Here is a 25,116-nt window from a genome sequence, read left to right as displayed (position 1 = left end):
GATCAGATTGGCAGCTTGCGGAAGACGCTCCGCGGGATGTGTCGCAACACCATCATCACATAGCGGAATGCTGCTGGCGCCCAAACCAATTCCTTACCCTTTGCGGCCGCGGTCACCGCGAGGTTGGCGACGTATTCCTTGTCCACGGTGAGCGGGGCTTCCTTGATGTGCGCGCTCATCCGGGTACGCACCTGACCGGGCCGGATAACCAGAACGCGAACACCGTACTCGCGCAACGCCTCCCCCAGGCCCAGGTAGAAGCCGTCCAGCCCCGCCTTGGTGGACCCGTAGACGAAGTTGGACCGCCGCACCCGCTCCCCGGCCACCGTGCTCATCGCAATGATCTGGCCGAAGCCCTGGGCCCGCATCTTCTCGGCCAGCAGCACCCCTACCGAAACCGCTGCGGTGTAGTTGATTTCGGCGATCTGCACGGCCTTGCGCTGGTTCTGCCACAGTTCCTCGGCGTCGCCGAGCAATCCGAACGCCACGATGGCCACGTCGACGTCACCGTGGGCGAATGCCGCATCGATCATCTTCGGATGGCTGTCGGCGTCGGTGGCTTCGAAGTCGATGAGCTCCACCGACCGCGCGCCGGCCGCCTTCATCTGGGCGACGGCGGCGTCTCGGCCCGGGTCGTCGGGCATGGCGGCCAGCACGATACGGGCGTGGGCGTTCTGCAGGTAGCGCTCACAGATGGCCAGCCCGATCTCGGAGGTACCGCCGAGCAACAGGATGGTCTGCGGGTTTCCGACGGCGTCCAGCACCATTTACAACAGCTCCAAACGTCGGGCCATGTCCGAGGCGAACACCCCGGCGGGATCCACCTTGCGGCGCACCGCGATCCACTCGTCGATGCGTGGGTACATGGCGTGGAAGGTCTCGGCGCTCGCGCGGGAATCCTTGGCGGTGTACACCCGGCCACCGAATTCCAGTACGCGCCGGTCGAGTTCGTTGAGGAACTCGTTGATCCCCGGCTTGTTGGGGAAGTCCATCGCGACATTCCAGCCGGCCATCGGGAAACTCAGTGGTGCGCGGTTGCCCGGTCCGAACAGTTTGAACACGTTCAACGCCGAGTAGTGGCCGCGGGTCTGGATCCAGCGGATGATGGCCTTGAACTCGTCCATCGCATCCGGTGGGACCAAGAACTGGTGTTGGGCGAAACCCATTGGGCCATAAGCGTTGTTCCAACCACTTACCAGGTCGAGCATGTGGTAGAACTGCGACAGATTCATGATCTTGCCGGTGTACGTGCCGCCCAGCCGGTAGTACACCTCGCCGATGGCCATGAAGGACAGCTTGTTCATTGCGCTGACCGGAAATATGTTCGGCACCGTTAACAGTTGTGGCGCATCGAATTTCAGCGGATTCCTGGCCAGCTTCTCGGGCAGTTGGTCCAGCTTCGCCAGGCTCCCGCGGCTGACGGCGGCCCGGCCGAGCTTGGGCGGCGGACTGATCAGGTCGAACCAGGCGCTGGAGTAGGTGTAGTTCGCCTCGCTGCCATCGAGGTGCACGGCGACCGTTTCGTCGAGGTCCTTGGTGGCCACCCCGTCGGCGATGAAGTAGGCCGTCTCGGTCGGCGTCATCTCGATGGTGGCCCGCAGGACGATCCCGGTCAGGCCGTTGCCGCCGACGGTGACCCAGAACAGCTCGGCGTCGTCACCGTCCGGGGTGAGGGTGCGGACGTTGCCGTCGGCCATCAGCAGGTCCATCGAGCGCACGTGGTTGCCGAAGCTGCCCGCGCTGTGGTGGTTCTTGCCGTGGATGTCGCAGGCGATCGCGCCGCCGACGGTGACCTGGCGCGTGCCGGGCAGCACCGGAACCCACAGCCCGAACGGGAGCGCCGCCTTCATCAGCTGGTCCAGGCTGACGCCGGCGTCGACGTCGACCAGCCGGGTGTCGGCGCTGATCGAGTGGATGCGATTCAGGCCGGTCATGTCGATCACCAGGCCGCCGCCGTTTTGGGCGTTGTCGCCGTAGGACCGGCCCAACCCGCGCGCGATGACGCCCCGCCCGTTCGGGCCGCCGGATTCGGCCACCCGGACGACGGCCTTGGCGATCACCTCGGGATCGCGGGTCGAGAGCACCTCGGCCACCGACGGCGCGGTGCGGCCAAAGCCGGTCAGCCGGGTGGTGGTGGTCGGAAGATCGGTGCTCAACATCGTCAAAGAGGGTACCGCTTGCGCAAGTGGCTCAGCGGATGCGGAAGATAACGGCTCGCTGCACGACGAAGTTGATCACCGTCGCGGTGCCCTGCGCGATCACGAACGCCACCGGTATCGCCCACCCGCGGTAGTGCAGAAGCGCGAGGCACAAATGGTTGAGCCCGACCTGCACGGCAAAGGTGATGCCGTACAGAATCATGACCGCGACGAAGCGCGCGGTGCTCGGGGCCGCCTGGAACGTCCACCGGCGGTTGATCAGGTACGCGGTGATGGTGCCGACGATGAAGCTGGTGGCCTTGGCCAAGTCGACCTGGACGCCCGCGGCCTTGTACAGCGCCAGGTACAGCCCGAAGTCCACGATCCCCGCCAGACCGCCGGTGACGACGAACCGCGTCACCTGTGTCGTCAGACTCAACTGCGGGCTCGGCGGCGCGGCGTCGGGCAGCGGGGCAACCATTGGGGGGAGTCTAACGGGGCCGCGGGCCTGCCCCGGGACGCGTCAGCGGGGGAGCTTGACCGATATCAGCTCGACCTGATCCTCGCCTTGCGGCGTCGAGTAGGTCACCGTGTCGCCCGCCTTGTGTCCGGCCAGGGCCTGGGCCAGGGGGCTGCGCGCCGTCAGCGTTTCACCTTCCCGGCCGACCGGAGTCTCCTCCACGATCGAGATGACGTGCATCGTGACCACTTCTCCGTCGGAGAACCGCAGGGTCACCTCGGTGCCACCGGGCAGCGTTTCCGATGCGTCGGGCTGCGACGGCCCGGTCCGCAGCCGGCGGTCCAGCTCGTTGATCCGGTCGCTGAGCCCAACCAGCTCCTCGGCGCGCTGGATCGCCTCGGCGGCGTCGCCGTGGTCGCCCACCATGCCGCGGTCGTTCCTGACTTCGACCTCGAGGCGGTCCCGCCGCTGCCGTAGCCGTTCCAGCTCAGCGGCGAGGTTCTCCCGCGCCGCGTCCGCCGCTGATTGGACCTTTTTGCTCACGTCGGTGGACCTTTCGCCCAGTTTGCTCAAGTGGCGTTCCAGTGTCGCACCACGGCGAGGCGGCCGCCACCATTATCGGGCAAGCGGCGGGTCACGCTCAGTGGCTGGCGGAGCCGGATTCGGAGTTCGTGGTGAGCGGCGGGGCGGCTTCCCCGTCGTCGTAGTAGTCGACGGTGCCCCGCAGGGCGTCGAAGATCGCCCTGCCCTGCGCGACCAAGCCGCTGGCCACCTCGGTGAGCCCCTCGGCGCCGTTGAGCACGGTCACGTTCGCGTTGGCGAGCCCGCGGGCCGCCTTCTCCACGATCTCGGGCAGCTGGTCGATGAGCGCCTTGTCCAGCGCCACCCGGTCGTGCGAAGCCGCCGCCTCGGCCTGGATCTTCATCTTCTCCGCGTCGGCGACGGCCAGGATCCGGACGCGTTCGGCCTCGGCCTCGGCGGGTTTGACCACCTCGGCGACCAGTTCCTGCTGGCGCAGCTCGGCCGCGCGCTCGGCGAGTTCGGTGCGCATCTGCAGCACCTCGCGCTGAGCCTCGGCCTCGGCGAGCGGCCCGGCCTGCGCGGCTTCCGCCTGAGCCTTGTCCACCTCGGCCTTGTACTGCGCCTTGACGATGGCGGTTTGACGGGCGAATTCGGCCTGCTTGCGCTGCGACTCCTGTTCGGCCTCGGCGGCCGCCTGATTGGCCTTCGCCTGTGCGATCTGCGCCTGTTGCTGGATCGCCGCGTTGTGCGGCGCCGGCATGGCGTCGATGTAGCCCAGGCCGTCGTCGTCGATGGACTGGATCTGCAGGGCGTCGACGGCCAGCCCGATGCGGGCCATCTCTTCCTTGGACCCGTCGAGGACCTCGGTCGCCAGTTTCTGGCGCTCCCGGATGATCTCCTCGACGGTCATCGACCCGATGATGGAGCGCAGGTGACCGGCGAAGATCCGGCCGGTCAAGACCGACATCTGGTCCTGCTCGGACAGGAACCGTTGCGCCGCGCTGATGATGCTCTCGGTGTCGTTGCCGACTTTGAAGGCGATCACCGCCCGAACGTTGAGGGTGATGCCCTGTTGGGTCACGCACTTCTCGGCGACCTCGGCCTCGCACATGGCCAGCGTGAGGAATCGGACCTTGCGGAAGAACGGCATGATGAACGCGCCGTGACCGGTCACGACGCGGAACGGGGCGTTGCTTTTGGTTCGGGCGCCGGAGACGAGCATCGCCTCATCGGGGGCGGGCACCTTGTAACCGAGCATGGGGACTCCTTTTCGGGTTTCGCTGTTCTATCTCTGGCCCTTTGGGGCGTCAATTCAGGTCAGGCGAGGCCCTGCCAGGGCTCGACGACCACCGCCCGCGGGCCCCTGACTTCGACCACCAGCACCTCGGCGCCCTTGGGCAGGGGATCGTCGGACCACGCCAGGAACGCCTCCTTGGCACCCCGCACGGTGACCAGCACCTCACCGGCGCCGCGTTCCCCGCGGGTTGCCACGGTCAACGTCCCCACACAGCCGATCGCCGCGGCGTCGCTCACGAACGCATACTCCCGCATCGGCAATGCGGGCGTCGTGTTTCGTCTAAACGGGCCCCGCCGTGACCTCGTCGAGGGTGCCCTCGTCGAGCACCGCGTCGGTGCCGGCTTCGGTTTCGGCACAGGCGAACTCGATGTCGAAAGCCCGCTCGTAGCCATGCAGGAAGAATCGTTTGCCTTGATTGGCCCACGAGCGGTGGCAGCAGGGCAAGTCGTCGAACAACCTGCGGAGGTGAAACCTGGCCGTGCGGCCCAGGGGGGCGTCGGCGCTGTGCATGGTGGCCACGCGGTCGCCCTCGAGGAGGATGGTGCGCGCCTTGCGGGATCCTTGAAGGATTCTTGGAGCCGTCGTTCGAGCGCGGCGGGTGCCTATCGTGGTGGGTATGAACGTCGGTCGCAGGAAGTGGGCGACACCGGTGGCGGTTCTGGTGGCCGTTGCCGCGGTGTTCTCCGCGGCGCCGGCATCCGCGGACCCACCCGACGACGCCTTCCTGGGGGCCCTTGCGGACAACGGGATAGCGATAAACGACCCTGGCACCGCGATCGGAATGGCGCGAAGCGTGTGCGCGGGGCTGGACCGGAACCAACGATCGAGCGTGCTGGCGATGAAGGTGATGAAAGACGCCAACCTCTCGGCGCGGCAAGCCGGGTTCTTCGTCGGCGTTTCCGTGTCCGCCTACTGCCCGCAATACAAAGGGCAGATCGACGATTCGTTGGACTGGCTGAATCCGCTGCCGCCACTCATGTGACTGCATCGTCGCCGGGCTAGACCCAGTACGGCACCCGCGCCCGGTACTGGCGCATCGCGAACGCCGCCAGCACCCAGCCGACGACGGTCAGCACCCCGACCACGGCCCAGTGCCGCAACTCCTGGTGAGCGCCCAGCAGCGGGGCGCGAACGATGTCGAGATAGTGCAGCAGCGGATTCAGCTCGACGATCTTCGACCACCGCCCGGCCCCCTGCTGCCGCAACGTGTCGTCGTTCCAGATGATCGGGGTCATGAAGAACAGCAACTGTACGACGGAGAACAGCAGCGGACCGATGTCGCGGTAGCGGGTCGCCAGGATGCCGAAACACAGTGACACCCAGATGCAATTGAGCACGATCAGCCCGAGCGCCGGGATCACCGACAGATCCGCCCACGACCACGCCTTGGGATAGATGATCGCGATGACGACGTAGATGACGATGTTGTGCGCGAACAAGATGATCTGCCGCCACACCAGCCGATAGACGTGCACGGACAGCGGCGTCGGCAATTGCTTGATCAGCCCCTCGTTGGCGACGAAGACGTCGGCGCCCTCGAGGATGGCCGCGTTGATGAGGTTCCAGATGATCAGCCCGAGCGTGACGTACGGCAGGTGCACGGAGAGCTCGAGGTGAAACAGCTTGGAGTACAGGCCACCCATCGCGACGGCGGTGGTGCCGGTCGCGATGGTGATCCAGAACGGCCCCAGCACCGAGCGACGGTAGCGCTGCTTGATGTCCTGCCAGCCCAGGTGCAGCCACAGCTCGTGCCGACGGAAGCCGGCGACCAGATCGCCCCGGGCGCGGGTGAAGGTCCGCGACTGGGCGGCGGCGTCGATGAACGTCATATGCGCCCCTCCTCTCCCCCGCAAGCGGGAGGTACCCCCACATCGCTCCGCTCTGCATCGTCGTTGGCGCGCGTCACGCGGATCCTCCGGGTCGGCCGAACTGCTCCCGACGCCCCAAGCGGCGCAACCGAATCCACTCGGCCAGCCCCTTGGGGTCGTGGCGGGTGATCAGGAAGTACCAGCCGAACCGCACCCACTCCTGCGGCAGCAGCTTGCGCAGGCCGGGTTGTGACAGCAGGTAGCCGCGGTTGCGATAGGTGTAGAAACGCTTCGTCGGATTGTCGGGATACTGGGTGTGCATTCGGCCGCCCAGGATCGGGCGGAACTCGTCGGATCCGCAGGGGTGCAAGTAGATCGCGTCCAGGCAGGTGCCGAACGGCAGGCCGGACCGAACCAGCCTGCGGTGCAATTCCACCTCGTCGCCGCGGATGAACAGCCGCATGTCCGGGACGCCGACCGCATCGAGGGTGGACGCCCGAAACAGCGCGCCGTTGAACAGCGAAGCGATTCCGGGCAAGAGGTCCTGTCCCGTTTCGGTGCGCAATTCGCTTGCCCGCCTGCGCCATACCAGGCCACGCCGCAACGGGAACGCCAGGCGCTCCGGGTCGTCGGAGTTGCACACCATCGGCGACACTTCGGCCAGGCCGTGCTTTTGGGCGCAGCCCAGCAGCGTTGCCAGCACCCGGGAGTCCTGCGGGCGACCGTCGTCATCGGCCAGCCATACCCAGTCGGCGCCCTGCGCCAGCGCGTGCAGCATGCCAAGCGCGAAACCGCCTGCGCCGCCAAGGTTTCGGCGTGAGGGCAGGTACGTTGTCGAGATCGGCTGGGCCGCAACCAGTTCGCCGATCCGGGCATCCGCACCACCATCGTTGTCGACGACGATCAGATGGTCCGGCAGCCGGGTCTGGGCGCTGAGCATGTCCAGCGACTTGGCGAGTTCTTGCGCGCGCCGGTGCGTGACCACGACGGCGACGAGGGATTCACTCATCCCCGGATGCGCTCTGCGCCAGCGGTTGGTCGGTGCGGCCTTGCAGGCGGGTCTCCTCCAGCACTTCGCGGACGTGCCGTGCCGCGTCCTCGCCCTCGTAGGCGCGCACCACGTCTTCGATGTCGCCGGCCTGGCGAATCACCCCGTGGTCGATCCACATCGCCGTCTTGCATAGCCGGGCCAGGAATTCGTTGGAATGGCTGGCGAACACCAGGATTCCGGATCGCTCCACCAGGCCCTGCAGCCGCGACTGAGCCTTCTTCAGGAAGTCGGCGTCCACCGCGCCGATCCCTTCGTCGAGCAGCAGGATCTCCGGGTCGATGCTGGTGACGACGCCCATCGCGAGCCGGACCCGCATCCCGGTGGAGTAGGTGCGCAGCGGCATCGACAGGTAGTCACCCAGCTCGGTGAATTCGGCGATCTCGTCCACCTTGGCGAGCATCTGCTTGCGGGTCTGCCCGAGGAACAGCCCGCGGATGATGATGTTCTCGTAGCCGGAGATCTCGGGGTCCATGCCGACGCCCAGATCGAAGACCGGTGCGACCCGGCCGGTGACCTTCGCCCAGCCCCGGGTTGGTTCGTAGATGCCCGAAAGCAGGCGCAGCAGAGTCGATTTGCCGGCACCGTTGTGACCGACGAGGCCGACCCGATCGCCCAGCTGGAGCGACATGGTGATGTCGCGCAACGCCTCGACGACGACCACGTTGGAGCTGTTGCGGCCGATCGTGCCGCCCGCCTTGCCCAGGAAGGCTTTCTTCAGGGAGCGCGACTTCGCGTCGAAAATGGGAAATTCCACCCACGCGTTGTGCGTCTCGATGTGAGGACCCGCCACCGTGCTTCGCTTACAGGTACTGACCGTGTCCGGACGCGCCCGGCTTGCCCATTCCCGGCGGCAGCGCGCCCTGGCGCATCTTCTCCAGCTGCGCGCGGGCGGCCATCTGCTGGGCGAACAGCGCCGTCTGGATGCCGTGGAACAATCCCTCCAGCCAGCCGACCAGCTGGGCCTGGGCGATGCGCAATTCGGCGTCCGAGGGCGCCGAGTCCTCGTTGAACGGCAGGGTGAGGCGGTCGAGCTCTTCGCGCAGCTCCGGCGCCAGGCCCTCTTCGAGCTCGCGGATGCTGGTCGCGTGGATTTCGCGCAGGCGGTTGCGGCTGGCCTCGTCGAGCGGTGCGGCGCGCACCTCCTCGAGCAGTTGCTTGATCATCGTCCCGATGCGCATCACCTTGGCGGGCTGCTCAACCAAATCGGTCAGGGAGCGCTCGTCGGAGTCGTCCTCCGTTACCGCCATCATCCGCGGGTCGACGCCGCCGATGATCTCGATGTCATCGTCGTCGTTGCGGGTACTCAATACATCACCATCCTTTGCGGACTAAGAGTGCGGCGCCGCGCCGTTTCCGCGCCATTCGTAGATTCGGGCTCCACCATTGTCGTAGATCAGCGCCCACGACTTCGATTTATCCAGTGACACTAGTCCGTCGGGTACGGCGAAGCCCCGGACCGTCGGCGTGCTGGTGTAGATGTACCGAATATTGAGTGCCTTAATCGCCTCGACCACCCGCGGATCGGACTCACCTTTGCGGGCGCCGGTCCAGAAGATGTAGCGGTTGGGCCCGGGGCCCATTTGCTGCGGGTAGTCGTAGTGGGTCCACAGCGGGTGCAGGTCGGCGACGGCGTACATCCACGCGGTGCCGTCGGTGTTGGCGTCGCCGATCACGGTGGTGTGCGCGCCGGGCAGCCTGGCCAGGTAGGCCATGGCCATCAGGTCGCGTTGGTCGATCATCACCGAGTCGTACTTGTCGCCGAACAGGACCAGGTGTCGATAGAAGTAGTGGCGGGCGGTGAATACGGTCGTGGCCAGCAGCAGGACGGCCGTCGCCGCGGTCCAGGCCGGCGCGGGTAGCGGTCTGGACCGGTCGGCGACTCGTTTGGCGCCGGCGACCAGCCCGGTGACGATCACGAACAAGGCGACACCGGCCATCGGTTGCAGCAGCAGCGTGATGGCCGCCGAGATCCGGCGCGGATCCTTGTAGAAGAACTCTCCGAACGCACCCGCTATCGCGCCGAGCGGGCCGCCCAGCGGCGTTCCGGCGTCGACGTCCACCACCACCAGCAACAACCAGACCGCCAGCGGCCACCAGATCTTTTTGTAGGCGAAGAGGATCCCGCCGATGATCGCCAGCGCCATCAGCCCGTACTGGTACGGGAAGTCGTTGAGATGACGCGAGTGCTGGAAGACGGCGTCGTAGAGGCCCCGCTTCTTGCTGAGGTGGGTCAGGAACGAGTGCCCGGCGATGATGTCTTCCTGCTGCCGCACGCTGATGAACTGCGGCAACAAAATCAGCCCGGTCGCCGTCGTCACGCCGGCGAGCGTCACGGCGTCGGCGACCCGGCCGCGCACCGGGCGCCACAGCACGTCCAGCAGCCACCAGGCCACCACGAACAGCACGACGATGAACCCGCCGGTCAGGTGGACCGACATCACCCCCACGAAGGCCAGCACCGCCGCCGGGATGCGGTCGCGGTGCCGCAGCGTTGAGGCGATCAGCACGAACGTCGGGACGGCGACCCCGTAGGCCGCCAGGTTGGGCATCGCGGCGACGCCGAACTCGACGTAGGGGAGGGCGGTGAACGACACCGACAGCGCGGCGGTGGTCGCGGCCGCGGCGGCGGTGCGCCATTCACACCAGGTCCCGCGCATCAGCCGCCAGGTCAGCATCGCCGCGCCGGCGGGGAACAGCCAGACCGAGGCCGCCACCGAGCTCACCGTGTAGCCGGTGGTGGGCGCCGCGCCGGTGAGCTGACAGAACACCGCGGTCAGGGCGTGGAACACCGACGGGTAGTACAGCGTCTGGTGTGTTTCGACGTTGCGCAGCTCGCCCATGTGCGTCGACGACGCCTGCCCGGTGTCGAGGATGAACCGCACCTCGTTGGCGTGCCAGACCGCGTCCCAGGTGCTGGGGATGGTCTGCCAATGGGTGGCCAGGCCGCGATAGGCCGCCCACATGATCAGCAGGGACCCGAGCAGCACCCCGGCCGCCACCGTCACCGCCGGCCAGCGGCCGATTCCCCGGGCTTCGGCCTCGGTGTCGCGGTAGCGGCCGAGCAGCAGCTGCAGGACGGTCATCACCAGACACACCCCGCCCAGCGTGGCCAGCGCGGTCCAGCCGTTCCACGGGATGCCGACCGCACCGAACGGGATGATCGCAAGCGCGACCGCACCGTAGGTCAGCGCCGGACCCACCGCGACGGCGATGGGCCAACTCAGCTGGCTGATTCGCGCGATGATCGCCCCCGGCGCTATCAGCAAAAACAATGCGATCAGCGTTCCGAACCAGAGGCCCACTCGACTAGTATGGCTGGCCGGGTGTCCTGCCTCGGGATGCCACCGGCCGGCTCGAACGGCTCGAGCGTTTCCGGGCACCCGCTACGGTCACGGTTTCGCGGAAATGCGCAAGCTCTAAGGTGGCTGGCATGGCTTACGACGTCGCCCGGGTGCGCGGACTGCACCCGTCGCTGGGTGACGGGTGGGTGCACTTCGACGCGCCGGCCGGGATGCTCATCCCCGATTCCGTCGCGACCACCGTGTCGACGGCCTTCCGGAGGTCCAGCGCCACCACGGTGGGCGCGCATCCGTCCGCACAGCGCAGCGCCGCCATTTTGGAGGCGGCGCGGGCGGCGGTGGCCGACCTGTTCAACGTCGACCCGGCGGGCGTGGTGCTCGGGGCCGACCGCGCGATCCTGTTGTCGGCGCTGGCCGAGGCGTCGTCCTCGCGCGCCGGGCTGGGCTACGAGGTGATCGTCAGCCGCCTCGACGACGAGGCGAACATCGCCCCGTGGCTACGGGCGGCGCACCGTTACGGCGCCAAGGTGAAGTGGGCCGAGATCGACATCGAGACCGGCGAGCTGCCGACCTGGCAGTGGGAAGGCCTGATCGGCAAATCGACCAGGCTGGTGGCCGTCGCCTCCGCGTCCGCGACGCTGGGCACGGTCACCGACCTGCGGGCCATGACCAAGCTGGTGCACGACGTCGGGGGGCTGGTGGTGGTCGACCATTCCGCCGCGGCGCCGTACCGGTTGCTCGACGTGAAGGAGAGCGACGCCGACGTGGTGGCGGTGAACGCCCTGGCGTGGGGCGGTCCGCCGATCGGCGCGGTAGTGTTCCGAGACCCGGCGCTGCTCAATTCGTTCAGCTCCATCTCGACGGACCCCAAGGCGACCGGCGCGGCGCGGCTCGAGATCGGCACGCACCAGTTCGGTCTGCTCGCCGGGGTGGTCGCCAGCATCGAGTACCTGGCCGCGCTCGACGAGTCCGCCCGCGGTACCCGCCGCGAGCGCCTGTCGGTGTCGATGCAATCGGCCAGCCTCTACCTGAACCGGATCTTCGATTACCTGATGGTGTCGTTGCGGTCGTTGCCGTTGGTCATGGTGATCGGCCGTCCGGAGGTGCGGATCCCCGTGGTGAGCTTCGCCCTGAACGGCGTGCCCGCCGAGCGGGTGGTGCAGCGGCTGGCGGACAACGGCATCCTGGCGGTCACCAACGAGAACTCCCGCGCGCTCGACGTGCTCGGCGTCAACGACGTCGGCGGCGCGGTGACCGTCGGGCTGGCGCATTACTCAACGACGGCCGAGGTCGACCAGCTGGTTCGCGCGCTCGCTTCCCTGGGCTGAGCATTCCGCGAGCGTAACCACACCGCGAAAATCCCGGCCGACAATCGCAGCCGCGTTACGCTCGCGAACGCTAGCTAGACCGTCAGCACTATCTTCCCCGTCACCTTGCTCGACGTCAGCCGTTGATGCGCCTCGCCCGCCTGCTGGATGGGCATGCGGGCGCCGATGATCGGCCGGACGCTGCCCTCGGCGATCATCGGCCACACCGACCCGATCACCGCCTGCACGATTTCCGTCTTACTGTTGGGCCCGGTCACCGGGCGGGCACGCAAGGTGGTGCCGATTACCCGCGCGCGCTTGCCGAGCAGCTTGCCGATGTTGAGCTCGCCCTTGATGCCGCCCTGCATGCCGATGATGACCAGCTGCCCGTCGGTGGCCAGCGCGTCGATATTGCGGTCCAGGTAGGCGGCGCCCATGATGTCCAGGATCACATCTGCCCCAGTGGCGCCGCCCGTTTCATCGCGGAGCCGCTCGACGAAATCCTCGTCGCGGTAATTGATGGCGATCTCGGCGCCCAGCTCGCGGCAGAATTCCAGCTTCTCCGCCGATCCGGCCGTGACGGCCACCCGGGCGCCCAGCGCCCGCGCGATCTGGATCGCGTGGCTTCCGATTCCGCTGGCGCCGCCGTGCACCAGCAGGAGCTGCCCCTTGCTCAGGTGGGCGGTCAGCACCAGGTTGGACCACACGGTGCAGGCCACCTCCGGTAGCCCGGCCGCGTCGACGAGGTCGACACGAGAGGGAATCGGCATCACCTGACCGGCGGGAACCGCGACGTACTCGGCGTATCCACCGCCAGCCAGCAGCGCGCAAACCTCTTGTCCGACCGGCCAGTTCGCAACGCCCTCGCCGATCGCGGCGACGACGCCGGACACCTCCATGCCGATGATTTCGCTGGCGCCCGGCGGCGGTGGGTATTTACCGGCGGCCTGCAGCAGGTCGGCACGGTTGACGCCGGCCGCGGTGACCTTGATCAGCACCTCGCCGGCCCCGGCGGACACGTCCGGGACGTCTTGCCAGGACAGCTGATCGGGGGATTCGGCGACGATGGCGCGCATGATGGCCACGCTACCGACCCCCGTTACCCTTATTCCCGGTGGCGTGGCAGAGCGGCCTAATGCACTCGCCTTGAAAGCGAGAGACGGCTAACACCGTCCGGGGGTTCAAATCCCTCCGCCACCGCGCGTGTCAGCCGGCGGGCTGGTGCAGCGTCGGCGCGTAGCGAAGCAGTGCACCGACGCCGTCGGCCGGGTCGATCTGCTCGTCGGTGCGCACCAGTGACGCCCCCACGGATATCGCGAACAGCGGCAGCGCCTCGTCGGTGCGCAGCGTCTTGGCGGGTGCCGCGCCCTGCTCCGAGAGCACATTTTCGTTGGGGGCGACCGTCGTCAGCCCCTCGTCGGTGACCACGGTGGCGTCGCCGACGTCGCCGACGATCAACGTGTCGACCGCGCCCTGGCGCAGCGCGGAGCAGACCGCGTCGAGCCCGTCGGCGGCCAGCCCGGATTGCCGGCCCACCTCCGCGGTGAAGCGGTCGGCGGCATCATCGATCACCTTCAACCGTCGCTTGGCGAACTCGGCTTCGATGGCCCGCTGCACTTCCTCGTCGTCGTGACCGCTGTGCCGCGCACCCACCTGTAGCTGAATTACCTTGTCGTGCAAGCGATCCGGCAGGGAGGCCAGCAGGTCCGAGCGCGACCGCACCTCACCGACGACGAAGATCAGCTCGATCGACTTGTCGTCGACGAGCTCACCGACCCGGTCTGCGACGGCACGAACGTTCTTGCGGGCGGCCTCGTCGGTGCGCAATTGCGGATCGCCGTAGCCGGCGGTTTCGGCCCCGGCGGCTTTATGCACGGGATAGCCCCCGCCGTCGACGGTTTCCGTTCGCAGGGTGCCGTTGACGTGTGTGGTGATGTCGGCGCCGGTGTGGTCGACCACGGCCAGCAGATAGTCCGCGTAGTCGAAGCCGAGCTCGACGATCGGGAGGACGAAGGGCAATTCGGAGACCCGGACGACCGTCTCGGCGGTGGGCCGGGTCAGGTGTTCGTTGAGCAGCACGCCCTTGGCGCTCGCCACCACGCCGCGGCCACTGCGGCCGATCGGGGGGCGTAAATCCTGCACGGCACGGCCGATTTCCTCGATCACCGCCGCGGGGGCGCCCTGCCGTTCCAGGTCTTCCTTCAGCGCCCGCCATTTGAGGTCGAGTTGAGTTTCGGCGTCGTGGGTGTCGTGGGAGTCGTCGAAGTAGACCGACGCGAACGGCGCGGGGGCCCCTAGCAGCTTGCGGAAGCGTTCAGAATCCATGTCTTTGGTTGCCCGACGCGGCGGGCCGCAAACGCTAGTAGCTGCGATCGCCTTCGCTGTTGTCGAAGAACCGCCATTCGCCGTCGGCTTCGACTTCCATGCGCCAGCCCAGTTCGTTGCCCTCGACCGCCTCGTCGGCGAACCACGCGTGCGCCTTGTCGGCGCTTTCGATGTCCTTCGTCGCGACGACGTCGCCCTTCGGGTTGAGCACTCGGTAGGTAGCCATGGCGGCAGAGTTCCCACCGGAGGGCACCCTCAACCGGCGGGGATCTCGGCGGTGATCGTGTCCATCAGGGCGGTGTAGCGCTTGGCTTCCGGATCGCGCCCGGGCTTGCCGCTGCTCACCACGCCTGCTGCCAGGCCCCGCGCCTGGTCGGCCCAGATTGCGATGTTGACCAGGCCGAGATTGCCGAACGCGTGTGGCGAGTTGAGCCCGAACGGCCCCCACCGGTTCGTTCCGAGGATGAACCCGGTGCCCCACCGGGCCGGTTGCAGCCCGACCGCGAAATCGGGGCGCAAGCGCCGGCATTCCTTGATCGCGCCGTACATCGTCTCCGGGCTCATCACTCGCACGCCGTCGAGATTTCCACCGCGGCGCCAGATCTCGGCGAACCGGGACATCTCGTTCGCGGTCGACACCGTGTTGGACGACGGGACGATGGTGGTGAGGAACATCGGGGTGTTGGTGATCGGGATCATCTCGTGCACGGTCCCGCCGATCGCCTTGCGGAAGATCTGCGCGACGACTGGCGGCAACGGGCGGCCGGTGGCGTGGCTGGGCGCGACCAGGGGCAGGTCCTCCTTGGCGACACCGAAGTTGGTCCACCGGAAGCCGAGCGGGTCGAGGATCTCGGTGGCCAGGATCTCGCGAATCTCCTTGCCGGTGGCCGCGTAAACGATCTCGCGCACGAGCGGGCCCCAGGTCAGCGCGTGATAGATGTGCACCAGCCCCGGCCGGTAGAGCGGGCGCAGCTCGCCCAGCTTCTGCTGGGCGTACTCGTGGTCGTCCGCGCGTTTGACGTCCGGCTTGGGCCCGGTTGGAAAGGGCAGCCCGGCGCTGTGGGTCATCACGTGCCGGATGGTGATCCGATGCTTGCCGTGACTGGTGAAGGTGGGGATGTAGTCGCAGACGCGGTCGTCGAGTGAGAAGACGCCGCGCTCTACGAGCATGTGCACCACGGTGGCCGCCATTCCCTTGGCCGCCGAGTACACGCAGAACGGTGTGTCCGGCGTGACGGGGACCTTTTCGGCGTCCGGCGGGTCGCTCGGCGCGTTGCCCCAGCCGTGACCGATCGCGCGATTGAGCACGACGCGCCCGTGCCGGCGGATGCACAGCTGGATGGCGGGGTGGAAGCCGGCCTGGTACCAGTGCCGCGCGGCCCCCCAGATCCGGTCGACGGCGGCGCTGTCGATTTCGGAGTGGTCTTCCTCGCCGATCGTCGTCACGGCGTCCAAGTCGGCCGGGACGCGGATTCTGCCGTCTGGTGTCACCTCAGCGAGGGTACGTGGCGCCGGATCACTCCCCGGTGAACCGCGGCGCGCGCTTCTCGAATGTCGCCGCGATGCCCTCGGTCAGGTCCTTCGACGGCAGGAAGGCGGCGTTCCAGGCGGCGACGTAGCGCAAGCTCTCCGCCACCGCGGCGACGCGTTGCTGGTCGAGGACGTCCTTGACGCCGTGCACGGTCAGCGGCGGGTTGGCGGCGATCTCGGCCGCGGTGGCGTGCGCGGCGGCCAGCGTCGCGTCGGCGTCGTCGTATACGTCGTTGACCAGGCCGATCTTCTCGGCCCGGGCCGCGCCGATGTCCTTGCCGGTCAGCGCCAGCTCGCGCAGGTGTCCGTCGTTCAGGATCATCGGCAGGCGGGCGAGGCTGCCAACGTCGGCGACGATGGCCAGCTTGACCTCGCGCACCGAGAACTTGGCGTCGGCGCTGGCGTAGCGGATGTCGACCGCCGAGATGAGGTCGACGCCGCCGCCGATGCACCAGCCGTGCACCGACGCGATGGTTGGGGTGCGGCAGTCCGCGACGGCGGTGATGGCGTTCTGCATGCGCTTGATCTCGGCGTGGAAAACCGCGCGCGGGCCGGCCAGCGCGTCGCCGGACAGCAGCGGGGTGAACGCCCCACCCATCGCGGGCACGTCCAGGCCGTAGCTGAAGTTCTTGCCCGAGCCGGTGATGACGATCGCCCGCACTTCGGGGTCGGCGTCGAGCGCCGCGAACAGCTCCGGCATCTCCGACCAGAACGCCGGGCCCATCGCGTTGCCCTTGCCCGGCCCGATCAGCGTCACCTGCGCGACGTGATCTTTCGTTTCCACCGTGACCGATTCGTATGCTTGCGCCATATCGAGACCGTAGCGTGGCAAATATGGCTCCTGATTTGCGGCCCGGCCCTCATTCGCCGCCCACCGACGAACTGCACAGCGCCGAGGACACGCTCGGGGTGTTGCAGCGGGTGCTGCACCCGATTGCGGCCGACGACCTGTCGCGGCCGACGCCGTGTGCGGAGTTCGACGTCGCGCAGCTGACCGATCACCTGCTGAACTCCATCACGGCGCTGGGCGGCATGGTCGGCGCGGAGATTCCGGAGCGCACCGAAGGCGATTCGGTGGAACGACAGGTGGTCGCGGCGGCCCGGCCCGCGCTGGACGCCTGGCATCGCCACGGCCTGGACGGGTGCGTGCCGTTCGGCAAGGGCGAGCTGCCCGCGAAGAGCGCGTGCGCCGTCCTATCGGTCGAATTCCTGGTGCACGCTTGGGATTACGCCGTCGCCGTGGGGCACGAGATCCACGCGCCCGAACCGCTGTCCGAGTACGTGTTGGGGCTGGCCCGTGAGGTCATCAGGCCGGAATTTCGCGGTGGCGCCGGGTTCGACGACCCGGTCGACGTGCCCGAGGACGCGGGCGCGCTCGAGCAGTTGGTCGCGTTCACCGGCCGCAACCCGACCCGCTAGCTACACCTAGCGCCTTCACCGAGCGTGTTCTCACGGCGAGAATCCTTGCGGATTTTCGCCGTCACGTCACGCTCGGCGACAGCGGGGGCCTACACCCGCTCAAGGTAGAAGTAGTAGTACCGGCCGTTATCGCGGACGCCCTTGCCGTTCATGATGCCCATCACGGCTTCGTCGTCGATCTTCTTGAAGTGGTCGTGCACGGGTTGGCCGTCGTAGACCATCGTCGCGGTGACCTCCCCGCGGAACTCTTCGAGCCACAGGCTGGCCTCGCCCTTGCCCATCTCCTTGTTCGAGAACTTGTTGCCGTCGGCGTCGAGGCAGACCAGCGGCTGCACGTCGCGGGCCGAGGAGAAGGTCTTGCCGAACCACCCCGCCTTCTCCAGCTGTCCGTTCATTTTGTGGCCGGTGCGGAACTCGCCGCCCTTCCACTCGCCCAGCATCCCCTCGATCGTCGCGGGTTCCAGGCTGGCCCAGAAGTCGTCGAGCTCGCTGTCGGGGATGTCGCCGGCGCGCTCCTTGAACTCGGTGAACAGTTTGCGCGCCAAGTCCAACGGACCACTCCTTACGTTTCGGTGCGGGTAATCCACTCGCAGGCGAAGTGCAACAGGGCGTCATTCTCCTCCACCGCACCGATGGTGATGCGCACCCCCTCGCCGGCGAACGGCCGCACGATCAGCCGCGCTTCTGCGGCCTGCTCGGTGAAGTCCGTGGTACGGACACCCAGCGGCAGCCAGACGAAGTTGGCCTGCGACGGCGGCAGGGTGAACCCGGCGTCGCGTAACACGGTGCTGACCCGGGTGCGCTCGGCCACCAGAGCGTCGGTGCGGGCCGCCAGTTCGTGCGATGCCTCGAGCGACGCGATGGCGGCCGCCTGTGCGACGTTCGTCACGGCGAACGGCATGACGACCTTGTCCAGGGCGGTGATCAGGTCGGGGTGGCCGATCGCGTAGCCGACGCGCAGGCCCGCCAGCCCGTAGGCCTTCGAAAAGGTCCGCAGCACAACGACGTTGCTGCGGGACAGCGCCAGCTCCAAGCTGTTGGGCAGCATGCCGTCGCGGATGTATTCGACGTAGGCCTCGTCGATGGCGATCAGGATGTGCGGCGGCACGGCCTCGATGAAGCGGGCCAGGGCGCCCGGATCGACCACCGTAGAGGTCGGATTGTTCGGGTTGCAGACGAAGATCAGCCGGGTGCGGTCGGTGATCGCGGCGAGCATGGCGTCGAGGTCGTGCGTGTAGTCGGTCAACGGCACTTTGACCGCGGCCGCGCCCGAGACCTGGACGATGGGCAGATAGCACTCGAAGCTGCGCCAGCCCATCATCACCTCGTCGCCGGCGGATGCGCTGATCTGCACCAGTTGCTGGCACAAGGTGACCGAACCGCTACCGACCGCGATGTGCTCCGGTGCGACGTTGGTGCCGAGGTGCATGGCCAACGCCGCCTTGAGGTCCACGCAGGCGTTGTCCGGATACCGGTTGACGACGGCAACGGCGCGCTCGATCGCCGCCCGCACGCTGGGCAGCGGGCCGTACACGGTTTCATTGCTGGCCAGCTTGATCGAGCCCGGCACGTTCTTGCCGGGCACATAGACAGGCAATCCGGCCAGTTCGGGACGCAGGCGAGCGGTCACTTCGACAGTTTATGTCGCGGATGTGTACGCTATGGCCGGTTCCGCGAGACCGTAACGGGGTCGGGTACCCTCAAACAGTCCAAGGGAGGCGTGCCAGAGCGGCCGAATGGGGCTCACTGCTAATGAGTTGTCCCCCTCAAAGGGGACCGGAGGTTCAAATCCTCTCGCCTCCGCTGGGTCTTTTCGAGGAACGAAGCAAGACAACTGAACACGGGCGCCCGTAGCTCAACGGATAGAGCATCTGACTACGGATCAGAAGGTTAGGGGTTCGAATCCCTTCGGGCGCGCTCTTGAAAAGCCCGCGCAATCACCGGCTTAAACGGCCACCGCGGATAACGCGGGGGTCACCTCGGATCCATCACCTGCCCCGCGAAGACCACCGCGCCGGTCTTGTCGACGATGGCAAACAGGAACGGGTGATCGACCTTCACCGCTTCGGGCGAACCCAGCCCGCCCCCCACGGGCGTCGAAACGGCCGCGGCTTCCGTCCCGGACTCGTCGATCCCGACGAAGGCCTTCTGCAACACGTGTGTCAGGTACAGCTTTTCGTCGGTTGTGATGTTGGAGAAGTCCGCCCGATTCTGGTCGAATGCGCGCGGCGTCCCCATCGCTGCCAACGTCTCCTTGAATTCCTCGGGTCCCCAGCTGATCCGGAACCTTGGCAAGGTCAGGAAGACGGCGTTGTTCTCGAAGGTCAGGGCACGGAACCAGGCGTCGTCCATGCTGTTGCGAACCGCCTGCAGCTGCCCCTCCGCCGGCAGCACGATCAGCATCTTGAGGTCGCCGCCCAGGTACGGGAGTTCCACAGCCTGAAAATTCGGCCCCGAAGCGTAGGGCATCGCCCCGGAGACCCTTTGCATCATCGGCACGGTGATCTGCGTGCCGGGCGCCACACGGAAGTCGCCATCTCGCGTACTTTCTTTCGCGAATGGGTGCTCCCAGCTCGCCTTGAGATAGGCCGCGTTGAGCAACACGAAACGCGTCAACCCGTCTATCGCACCCGGCGGGATCGGGTCCTTGATCTGCCCTTTGGTCGCGTCGCCGGCGAAACGGTTGATGGTGACTCGCTCGCCGTCGGGGTCGCCCTTGAAGTCGGCGAGGTGCACGCCGGCGTCGTAGTGAGACGCCAGGATGTCCAGGAACGGCGCGCGAACCGACATGCCACGCTGCAGCCAGACCGCGTCGACCATCGCCAGCTCGATACTCCTCGGATCCTCGGCGGAGATCGCGGCGCGGTTGCGTGAGCGCAGATCGAGCAGCAGTTGGTTCATGGCACGGTAATAGGTGTCATTGCCGAACGGATCGCGCAGAACGGTTTTCAGTTCGGTCGCTGTGTCACCGGCGGCACCCGCATAGGCCATCGACAACGCGACACCGAGGCTCAGCGGAGACAAGACCAAATTCTTTTCACTGGCCGCCGACATGCGCCTGAACAGATCCAGCCCAAAACCGTTGGTGGCGTCGACAAAAGATTGCTCATCAGCCGGACTAACGCCGGGCGTGTTGTTGTACCGAAGGATTGACCGCGTGAGGGGCGCGGATGCCTGACCTGATGTGGACCCGGCATGATTACGGTCGCCCCCACAGCCGACGGCACCGGCGAAAACAACGCAAGCAGCAATGACGCCGTGGAATCCAACGCGGGTTAGGTGCTTCACGGTGGTCAGTATGAACGCCGCGAGCTGCGGATATTGGGTAAATCGCTCGCGATGAAGACTTCATCACCATCCCCTTTCGGTGATTCGTTCACCCATCACTTTCCCCATCGAAAAGGCATGAAGAAGGCCGCGTACGACGGGAGACAGACCGCAGGGTGAAATACGTTGGGCGATAAGCGATCACAATGGACAGTTAGGGGGCGAATTCCTTCGGGCGCACTGTAAGGACCTCTTGCGAGCCGTCGGATCGGCGCAATCTGCTTAAGTCGAGCTGTGACGTCCTATGTGCGCCTTCTCCGTGACACCGTCGCGGTGCGGCTCTTGGTCGCCTTGCTAGCCGGAACGGCGGTTGCCGTCGCGATCGGCGATGTACTCGGCTGGAGGTTCGCTCTCCTCGGCTGGGTTGTCGCCGCGGCGGTGTATGTGGCATGGAGCTGGCTGATCATCGCCCCGATGGATGCGGAACGCACCGCTCGGCATGCGACACGCGAGGACGCCACCCGGTTGCTCGCCGACGTGGTCATCGTCTCGGCGAGCCTGGGCAGCCTCGGCGGGGTGGGATACGTCGTGGCCGCGGGCACACACTCGGGCGGCGAAGCCCTCGCAGCGGCAGGCGTCGGCGTTCTGGCCGTGGCCGCATCGTGGTTCGCCGTGCATACGCTTTTCACCGCGCACTATGCGCGCCTCTACTACTCCGACGAGGTCGGCGGGATCAATTTCCACGACCAGCACCCGCCGCGCTACCTCGATTTCGCATACGTGGCGTTCACCGTCGGCATGACCTTTCAGGTCTCCGACACCGAGATCAACGCCTCTCGGCTGCGAGTGACCGTGTTACGCCATGCGCTGCTGTCGTACCTTTTCGGTGCTGTAATCCTGGCGGTCACCATCAACATGATCGCCGGGTTGAGCGCCAAAGTGTGACGCGCCCAAGCTAGCGTCCGCCGAACGGGCCGCCGAACGGCCCGCGGCGGGGCGGCACGGTCACCGTTTGCGTGACGGTGCTGGTGTCGGTGCTCGGCGAGACCGTGACGGTGCTCGGCGCTTCCGTGGTGGTAGGGGTGTCGGTGCTCGGTGGCGGAGCCGTTTCGGTGACGGTCTCGGTCGGGGCGCCACCGCCACCGCCGCCCCCGCCGCCGTGGTGCCGAGGTGCCTCCGTGGTGGTGGTCGTGGTCACCGTTGTGGTCGTCGTCGTCGCTGCCGGGCTGTGGGCGGGGGACCCGGCCACCAGCTGGACCACCGCGTACGCCGCGAGCGCGAGCACGATCACCCCGATCGCGCCGGCCGCGACCAGCGCCGCCGGACGGCGGTACCACGGGGTCGGTGGCTCCGGCTGGGGCGCCGGCTCGTCGTAATATCCACCGCCATACCGCGCGGCCTGGGTGGGCTCGGAGTAGTAGTCGGGTTCCTCGGGATAAGGCGGCACGAACCGAAATGCTAGTGGATCAGCGCTGGTCCTCGATCAGGCCCAGCGCGCGCTGGAACAGGTGGACCGTGGCCGCGTGCAGCTGGTCGCCTACCTCTTTTTCCGCCTTGCCCGCGCACGCCCGGGCGAGCGTCCCCTCGATCACGATGCCCAGCTTGAAGCAGGCCAGCACCGTGTACCACGAGATATGCGACAAGTCGCGGGTGGTGTTGGCCGCATAGCGCTGGAAGAGTTCGTCGGTGCTCGCCAGCCCGTCCTGACCGCCAAGGGCGTGGCTGAACACGCTCGAACCGTCGGGCTGGCGCCAGGTGGCCAGCAGCCAGCCCAGGTCCAGCAGCGGGTCGCCGATCGTGCACATCTCCCAGTCGACGATGGCGACCACCTCCGGCCCGGTCCGGGAGAACATCACGTTCGCGGCGTGGTAGTCGCCGTGCATGATGCCGGGCGTCCACGTCGCCGGGCGATGGCGTTCCAGCCAGGCCGACACTTCCTCGATGCCCGGGATGTCCGGTCCCGGGTAGCCCTCGTAGTCGCTGTAGGAGTCGAGCTCCGAAAGCCAACGCGGCACCTGACGCTCGAGGAAGCCTTCCGGCTTGCCGAAGTCGGCGAGACCCACCGCGACGTGGTCGACGGCGCCGAGCTTGGCCAGCGCATCGGCCATCGAGAGGCCCATGCCGTGCCGCACGCCGGGATCGCTCGCATGCAGCGGTGGCAGTCCTTCGCCGGCGTTGAACCCGTCGACCGGGTCCATCAGGTAGAAGACGGCGTCGCCCAGCACGGCGGGATCTTCGCAGGCGGCGATCAGGTGCGGGTGCGGAACGTCGGAACCAGCCAGGGCCGCAAGGACTTTCGTTTCCCGCAGGATAACGTTGTTGCTCCGCGGCCGCAGGTGCCGCGGGCCGCGGCGCAGCACGTAGGGCCGGCCGGCCCGGGTGAACCGGAGCATGACGTTCTGGGTTCCGCCGGTGACGGCGGAAACGTCCTCCAGCGGGCCCTCGCCGAGTCCTTGCTCGGACATCCACGCCGCGACGGCATCCAGGTTCACCGCGTCCACGCTCCGCCTTTCGCGATCGGGGCGAACGCGTCCTGCGGCGTACGCGTCATGCCAGCGCTCCTCTGCAGCCCTGTGGGCCGTCTGGAAAAAAGCGTAGGCCACCGCCGAGAAGCGGCCTCGGGCGGCGGAGGCTGGAACAATAGTGTGCGCAACTAACTGACTCTCGCGCTGAAGGGGACTGGCGATGCCGCGTACCGACAACGACTCCTGGGACATCACCCAAAGCGTGGGAGCCACCGCCCTGGGTGTCGCGGCGGCGCGGGCCGCCGAGACCGAGAGCGCCGACCCGCTCATCAACGACCCGTTCGCGCGCGTGTTCGTCGACGCGGCCGGCGAAGGCATGTGGAGCATCTACGCCGATCCCGCGCTGCTGGCCAAGGCGGTCGAGCTGGAGCCAGGGGTTAGCACGCGCATCCAGCTGATGATCGACTTCATGGCCACGCGGACAGCGTTTTTCGACGAGTTCTTCCTAGGCGCGGCCGACTCCGGGGTTCGGCAGGTGGTGATCCTGGCTGCCGGGTTGGACGCGCGCACCTGGCGACTGCCGTGGCCCGACGGCACGGTCGTCTACGAGCTGGACCAGCCCAAGGTGCTGGACTTCAAATCCAACACGCTGCGCGAGCACGGCGCGCGGCCGAAGGCGCGACTGGTGAACGTACCGATCGATCTGCGGCAGGATTGGCCGAAGGCGTTGCGGGAAGCCGGATTCGACGCGACCAAGCCCGCCGCATGGTCGGCCGAGGGCCTGGTCCGTTACCTGCCCGCGCAGGCCCAGGACCTGTTGTTCGAGCGCATCCATTCGCTCAGCGCGGCCGGCAGCTGGCTGGCTTCGAACGTGCCGAGCGCCGGATTCACCGATCCCGAGCTCGTCCGGCGCCAGCGCGAGGATATGCAGCGCATGCGGGCCGCCGCCGCCAAGCTGGTCGACTCCGAGATCACCGACTTCGACGACCTCTGGTATCCCGAAGAGCGCACCCCCGTCGACGGTTGGTTGCGCGACCGCGGCTGGGACGTCGCCACGGCGACCTTTTCGGAATTGATGGCTCGCTACGGCCGCGTCGTTCCGCAGGACACCGAACACACGATGCCGCCCACGCTGTACGTGTCCGCGCAGCGGCGCGACTAGGGCGTAGGTGCCGCTACCCTCGCCGGTGTGGCTGATCGACCCGCGCGAGTAAGCGACGTACACGAGATCGCCGCGACGATGCCGCACGTCCAGCGCCTGGAGGGTCCGAAGGGCAACGCCATCTATCAGGTCGGCGGTAAGTCGTTCGTGTTCTTCCGCACGCCACAGCCCGACGCGACCGATCCGGACACCGGCGAGCGCTACGCCGACGTGATCATGCTCTGGGTGGAGTCGGAGAGCGACAAGTTGGCGCTGACGCAGGATCCCGATTCGCCGTTCTTCACCACCGACCGCTTTGCCGGACATCCATCGGTACTCGTGCGGGCCGCCCGGCTGCCCGAAATCGGCAGGACGGAGCTGGCCGAGCTGATCCAGGATGCGTGGCTTTCACGGGCGTCGAAGAGGCGGGCCGCGGCGTGGCTCGCCGACCGCGGTTAGTCCCCTGGGCTCCGCTGGCACACTGCCGAATTCACCGATGGCCAATGTTTAGACATAAGTCGAATGGGTAACTATCGTCCACGAGAAATTTTTCTCGACCACATTGGAGGTCACCATGCGTGGCAGCGGAATCATCGGCACCCTTGCCCTGGTATGGCTGCTCATCGGGGTGTTTGCGGCATGGCAACGCGACTACTTCAAAGGTGACTCAGCCAGTTGTGTCACGGCGGGAAACATCGCGTTGACCGTCATCGCGGGGCCTTTGAATTACGGGGGCGTCAACCCGAAAGTCAAGGACTGCCATGTTCCGCAGCCAAGTTCAATGCCTGGTGTCCTAGTGCCCCTCACCTAAAGGAGTCGTGATGATTGTCCTAGGCGTGATCCTACTTATTCTCGGGTTTGTATTCAGCGTCCCATTGCTGTGGGAGATCGGCATCGTCGTGCTCATCATCGGCGCCGTGTTGTGGATCATGGGCTCGATTGGCCGCCCAGTCGCCGGCCGGCGCTACTGGTATTAGCCACTTCGCCGGGAAACGGGATCGCGCGACTGCTGAGCAGTCGCGCGATCCCGTTCACAGGGGGCGCAAAGGTAAGCCATAGCGGCGGCTCAGCGCCGTGCGCATACTGG

General features: G+C 67.1%; 30 protein-coding genes and 3 tRNA genes. 11 read left to right on the top strand and 22 right to left on the bottom strand.

The genetic code is table 11. The annotated features are described in order from the left end of the window. Positions 1-2 precede the first annotated feature (2 nt). The 7 genes from A5678_RS05205 to A5678_RS05175 form a co-directional block, all read right to left on the bottom strand. On the bottom strand, positions 3-767 hold the full coding sequence (locus tag A5678_RS05205) for a decaprenylphospho-beta-D-erythro-pentofuranosid-2-ulose 2-reductase (RefSeq protein WP_068039481.1): 765 nt from the start codon (positions 765-767) through the stop codon (positions 3-5). After that, positions 768-2,159 (bottom strand): FAD-binding oxidoreductase, encoded by a 1,392-nt coding sequence (locus tag A5678_RS05200; RefSeq protein ID WP_068039478.1) that lies wholly within the window; start codon positions 2,157-2,159, stop codon positions 768-770. A 31-nt stretch (positions 2,160-2,190) separates the two neighbouring features. Continuing rightward, positions 2,191-2,619, bottom strand: a complete 429-nt coding sequence (locus A5678_RS05195) for a GtrA family protein (protein ID WP_068039473.1) — start codon at positions 2,617-2,619, stop codon at positions 2,191-2,193. 42 nt (positions 2,620-2,661) lie between these two features. Continuing rightward, on the bottom strand, positions 2,662-3,141 hold the full coding sequence (locus A5678_RS05190; RefSeq protein ID WP_068039534.1) for a GreA/GreB family elongation factor: 480 nt from the start codon (positions 3,139-3,141) through the stop codon (positions 2,662-2,664). A 97-nt stretch (positions 3,142-3,238) separates the two neighbouring features. After that, a complete protein-coding gene (locus A5678_RS05185; RefSeq protein WP_068039471.1) occupies positions 3,239-4,378 on the bottom strand; it encodes a flotillin family protein in 1,140 nt (379 codons plus the stop codon). A gap of 59 nt (positions 4,379-4,437) precedes the next feature. After that, on the bottom strand, positions 4,438-4,653 hold the full coding sequence (locus tag A5678_RS05180) for a hypothetical protein (protein ID WP_082945400.1): 216 nt from the start codon (positions 4,651-4,653) through the stop codon (positions 4,438-4,440). Positions 4,654-4,696: 43 nt separating this feature from the next. Next, complete coding sequence (locus A5678_RS05175) at positions 4,697-4,936, bottom strand: hypothetical protein (protein WP_068039464.1); 240 nt, start codon at positions 4,934-4,936, stop codon at positions 4,697-4,699. 97 nt (positions 4,937-5,033) lie between these two features. On the opposite strand from A5678_RS05175, the gene A5678_RS05170 reads away from it, so the two are divergent. Beyond that, positions 5,034-5,399 (top strand): DUF732 domain-containing protein, encoded by a 366-nt coding sequence (locus tag A5678_RS05170; RefSeq protein WP_068039461.1) that lies wholly within the window; start codon positions 5,034-5,036, stop codon positions 5,397-5,399. 16 nt (positions 5,400-5,415) lie between these two features. On the opposite strand, the gene A5678_RS05165 is transcribed toward A5678_RS05170, so the two are convergent. The 5 genes from A5678_RS05165 to A5678_RS05145 form a co-directional block, all read right to left on the bottom strand. Then, a complete protein-coding gene (locus A5678_RS05165) occupies positions 5,416-6,246 on the bottom strand; it encodes an ABC transporter permease (protein ID WP_068039458.1) in 831 nt (276 codons plus the stop codon). Between the two features lie 73 nt (positions 6,247-6,319). Continuing rightward, complete coding sequence (locus A5678_RS05160) at positions 6,320-7,234, bottom strand: glycosyltransferase (protein WP_068039455.1); 915 nt, start codon at positions 7,232-7,234, stop codon at positions 6,320-6,322. Next, a complete protein-coding gene (locus tag A5678_RS05155; protein WP_068039452.1) occupies positions 7,227-8,066 on the bottom strand; it encodes an ABC transporter ATP-binding protein in 840 nt (279 codons plus the stop codon). The genes A5678_RS05160 and A5678_RS05155 overlap by 8 nt, the downstream gene beginning before the upstream one ends. A 10-nt stretch (positions 8,067-8,076) precedes the next feature. Next, entirely contained in the window at positions 8,077-8,526 is a 450-nt protein-coding gene (locus A5678_RS05150; RefSeq protein ID WP_231983578.1) for a bacterial proteasome activator family protein, read from the bottom strand. 78 nt (positions 8,527-8,604) lie between these two features. After that, positions 8,605-10,578, bottom strand: coding sequence for a DUF6541 family protein (locus A5678_RS05145; RefSeq protein WP_068039446.1), 1,974 nt, complete (start codon positions 10,576-10,578; stop codon positions 8,605-8,607). Between the two features lie 128 nt (positions 10,579-10,706). Between A5678_RS05145 and A5678_RS05140 the strand changes: the two genes are divergently transcribed. Then, a complete protein-coding gene (locus A5678_RS05140; protein ID WP_068039444.1) occupies positions 10,707-11,903 on the top strand; it encodes a cysteine desulfurase-like protein in 1,197 nt (398 codons plus the stop codon). 74 nt (positions 11,904-11,977) lie between these two features. On the opposite strand, the gene A5678_RS05135 is transcribed toward A5678_RS05140, so the two are convergent. Then, positions 11,978-12,958, bottom strand: a complete 981-nt coding sequence (locus tag A5678_RS05135) for an NAD(P)H-quinone oxidoreductase (protein WP_068039531.1) — start codon at positions 12,956-12,958, stop codon at positions 11,978-11,980. Between the two features lie 37 nt (positions 12,959-12,995). Here A5678_RS05135 and A5678_RS05130 point away from each other — a divergent pair. Then, positions 12,996-13,082, top strand: a tRNA-Ser gene (locus tag A5678_RS05130). Between the two features lie 6 nt (positions 13,083-13,088). Here the strand turns inward: A5678_RS05130 and A5678_RS05125 are convergent. Genes A5678_RS05125 through A5678_RS05110 form a run of 4 tightly spaced genes read right to left on the bottom strand, consistent with a single transcriptional unit; the run spans position 13,089 to position 16,548 of the window. After that, positions 13,089-14,207, bottom strand: coding sequence for a hypothetical protein (locus A5678_RS05125; protein ID WP_068039440.1), 1,119 nt, complete (start codon positions 14,205-14,207; stop codon positions 13,089-13,091). Between the two features lie 34 nt (positions 14,208-14,241). After that, positions 14,242-14,433 carry a hypothetical protein gene (locus A5678_RS05120; protein WP_067760639.1) on the bottom strand — a complete coding sequence of 64 codons (192 nt, stop codon included), beginning with the start codon at positions 14,431-14,433 and terminating at the stop codon, positions 14,242-14,244. Between the two features lie 29 nt (positions 14,434-14,462). Next, positions 14,463-15,698 carry a lipase LipE gene (gene lipE, locus A5678_RS05115; RefSeq protein ID WP_068039437.1) on the bottom strand — a complete coding sequence of 412 codons (1,236 nt, stop codon included), beginning with the start codon at positions 15,696-15,698 and terminating at the stop codon, positions 14,463-14,465. Between the two features lie 25 nt (positions 15,699-15,723). Then, on the bottom strand, positions 15,724-16,548 hold the full coding sequence (locus tag A5678_RS05110) for a crotonase/enoyl-CoA hydratase family protein (RefSeq protein WP_068039434.1): 825 nt from the start codon (positions 16,546-16,548) through the stop codon (positions 15,724-15,726). 23 nt (positions 16,549-16,571) lie between these two features. On the opposite strand from A5678_RS05110, the gene A5678_RS05105 reads away from it, so the two are divergent. Then, positions 16,572-17,156: a TIGR03086 family metal-binding protein gene (locus tag A5678_RS05105; RefSeq protein WP_197502037.1), complete on the top strand. Its 585-nt coding sequence runs from the start codon at positions 16,572-16,574 to the stop codon at positions 17,154-17,156. Positions 17,157-17,245: 89 nt separating this feature from the next. Here A5678_RS05105 and A5678_RS05100 read toward each other — a convergent pair whose 3' ends face one another. Beyond that, positions 17,246-17,707: a DUF4334 domain-containing protein gene (locus tag A5678_RS05100; RefSeq protein ID WP_068039428.1), complete on the bottom strand. Its 462-nt coding sequence runs from the start codon at positions 17,705-17,707 to the stop codon at positions 17,246-17,248. Positions 17,708-17,718: 11 nt separating this feature from the next. After that, on the bottom strand, positions 17,719-18,786 hold the full coding sequence (locus A5678_RS05095) for a pyridoxal phosphate-dependent aminotransferase (RefSeq protein ID WP_068039425.1): 1,068 nt from the start codon (positions 18,784-18,786) through the stop codon (positions 17,719-17,721). A gap of 84 nt (positions 18,787-18,870) precedes the next feature. On the opposite strand from A5678_RS05095, the gene A5678_RS05090 reads away from it, so the two are divergent. Further along, positions 18,871-18,959, top strand: a tRNA-Ser gene (locus A5678_RS05090). A 41-nt stretch (positions 18,960-19,000) separates the two neighbouring features. Next, positions 19,001-19,073 (top strand) — tRNA-Arg (locus A5678_RS05085). A gap of 57 nt (positions 19,074-19,130) precedes the next feature. On the opposite strand, the gene A5678_RS05080 is transcribed toward A5678_RS05085, so the two are convergent. Further along, the gene (locus A5678_RS05080; RefSeq protein ID WP_156746765.1) at positions 19,131-20,444 is read right to left on the bottom strand and encodes a serpin family protein; all 1,314 of its coding nucleotides are present in this window, start codon (positions 20,442-20,444) and stop codon (positions 19,131-19,133) included. Positions 20,445-20,717: 273 nt separating this feature from the next. On the opposite strand from A5678_RS05080, the gene A5678_RS05075 reads away from it, so the two are divergent. Next, positions 20,718-21,368, top strand: coding sequence for a DUF1345 domain-containing protein (locus A5678_RS05075; RefSeq protein WP_068039419.1), 651 nt, complete (start codon positions 20,718-20,720; stop codon positions 21,366-21,368). Between the two features lie 10 nt (positions 21,369-21,378). Here the strand turns inward: A5678_RS05075 and A5678_RS05070 are convergent, their stop codons facing one another. Together A5678_RS05070 and A5678_RS05065 are read right to left on the bottom strand one after the other, a co-directional pair. Continuing rightward, complete coding sequence (locus tag A5678_RS05070) at positions 21,379-21,870, bottom strand: hypothetical protein (RefSeq protein WP_068039416.1); 492 nt, start codon at positions 21,868-21,870, stop codon at positions 21,379-21,381. A gap of 19 nt (positions 21,871-21,889) precedes the next feature. Further along, on the bottom strand, positions 21,890-22,888 hold the full coding sequence (locus tag A5678_RS05065) for a phosphotransferase family protein (RefSeq protein ID WP_231983577.1): 999 nt from the start codon (positions 22,886-22,888) through the stop codon (positions 21,890-21,892). Between the two features lie 220 nt (positions 22,889-23,108). On the opposite strand from A5678_RS05065, the gene A5678_RS05060 reads away from it, so the two are divergent. From A5678_RS05060 to A5678_RS27465, 4 genes are all read left to right on the top strand, one after another. Next, positions 23,109-24,050, top strand: coding sequence for a class I SAM-dependent methyltransferase (locus A5678_RS05060; RefSeq protein ID WP_068039409.1), 942 nt, complete (start codon positions 23,109-23,111; stop codon positions 24,048-24,050). Between the two features lie 27 nt (positions 24,051-24,077). After that, on the top strand, positions 24,078-24,488 hold the full coding sequence (locus A5678_RS05055; RefSeq protein WP_068039406.1) for an MmcQ/YjbR family DNA-binding protein: 411 nt from the start codon (positions 24,078-24,080) through the stop codon (positions 24,486-24,488). A 103-nt stretch (positions 24,489-24,591) separates the two neighbouring features. Then, entirely contained in the window at positions 24,592-24,840 is a 249-nt protein-coding gene (locus tag A5678_RS27745; RefSeq protein ID WP_068039403.1) for a hypothetical protein, read from the top strand. 10 nt (positions 24,841-24,850) lie between these two features. Continuing rightward, positions 24,851-25,006: a DUF6131 family protein gene (locus A5678_RS27465; protein ID WP_197502036.1), complete on the top strand. Its 156-nt coding sequence runs from the start codon at positions 24,851-24,853 to the stop codon at positions 25,004-25,006. Positions 25,007-25,116 lie beyond the last annotated feature (110 nt).

The organism is Mycobacterium sp. E2733 (assembly GCF_001667585.1).
GTDB lineage: Bacteria > Actinomycetota > Actinomycetes > Mycobacteriales > Mycobacteriaceae > Mycobacterium.
The sequence above is the reverse complement of the archived record's forward strand: the minus strand, read 5'-3'. Positions and strand labels throughout refer to the sequence as shown.